The following is a 1,328-nucleotide window of genomic DNA, read 5'->3' as shown; positions in this document are numbered from 1 at the left end:
AATCAATCGAAATTGTGTCTAAGGCCCTTCCTTCAGAAAAGTTATAGCGACCGTACACCAAACCTTTATGTTTATCCCCTTGTGTAAACCAGACAATATGTGCGCGGTCATCACGATCAAAAGACATATCAGGACCATGGTGAGGACAGCCTTCAATCACCCAGTTATCTATAGCCGCTTTAGCTGGATGAGCGTTCTGCATAGACTTCCAGTCTTTGACATAGGCAATAGCATGGTCTCGAATGCTGCCTGGGAATACATGCCGCCATAAGATCGCTACATCTTGGTTCGAATCATTTGCTAGGGCCAAACGACAACATTCACAACTATGATCAACCCACTTTTTATCGGGCTGAAAGCTAGCGCCTACATCGTCAGAGTAGGTGAAATATATCGATCCCCCTAAGTAGTCTTGATTCCTGTCACGAGCGGCTTTTTTATCTCGTTTATCAATCCAGAATAAATATAAACGCCCTGTACCATCCATCAGCATCGCATCAAAACGATGACCGATTAGTGCTTTGTCATTGTTGATCGTAATCGGTTCAGAAAAATTTTGACCGCCATCGAGTGAACGAGCAAAACGCACATCCCCCGAATAGCGCCCAGGCGTCTTATGCGTCCATGAGATAAAGATCTCTTGTTGTTTTCCCAACAGGATCTTTGGCCTATTCTCGCCATCATCATAAATCGCTTCAGGTCGCCGATTAACAGCAATAGGAGGCGTATAGCTGCGCCCTTCATCTGATGATGAAGATAAGTAGATATGGCCATTCTGAGAGAAGACCACATACACTTTATCCTTACCCTCGGCATACGATGGAGCGCGTCCACAATGCACAGATGGAAGTGCCATACCTTGACACTCAGGCAGCAAACTGTTTTTCATTGCTCCATGCTTTTTTGCTGCCTCTGCATCTTGGTTGCAGGTCAATAAGAGTGCAAGCAAAAGGCACAGTATGAAAAAAATACCTGAGCGTTCTTTAGTCATCATGTCTTAAAACCGATACTCAATACCTGCGAATAACTGACGCGGAGCCCCTGGTGTATACTTCTCTTTGCCGTAACTGAAGCTGGCATTTTCCGCATACACTTTATTCGACAGGTTATTAATCTTAGCGCTCAATTTGAGCTGTTCAGAAATTTTATATAGTGCTTTTAAGTGTGTAACCGTATAGCCGCCATATTTTTTAGTGTTATTGTCATCCATCCAATACTCACCAATATGCTCAAGCTCCAATGAAGTCGTCAAACCCTGCACCTTTTGAGGAGAATAGTTCAAACGTAAGTTAGCCAAACTGTTAGGCGCCTCAGCTTGCTCGTTATCG

At 44.0% G+C, this 1,328-nt stretch carries 2 protein-coding genes; both read right to left on the bottom strand.

From position 1 onward, the window contains the following. A partial coding sequence (locus A3763_RS15840) for a sialidase family protein (protein ID WP_068760217.1) occupies positions 1–994 on the bottom strand: 994 nt, incomplete at its 3' end. A gap of 3 nt (positions 995–997) precedes the next feature. Continuing rightward, the coding region (locus A3763_RS15835) for a TonB-dependent receptor domain-containing protein (RefSeq protein ID WP_156495125.1) at positions 998–1,328 on the bottom strand (331 nt) is incomplete at its 5' end.

The sequence above is a fragment of the Oleiphilus sp. HI0128 genome, from assembly GCF_001635365.1.
This window is presented reverse-complemented; position numbering and strand designations above follow the sequence as displayed.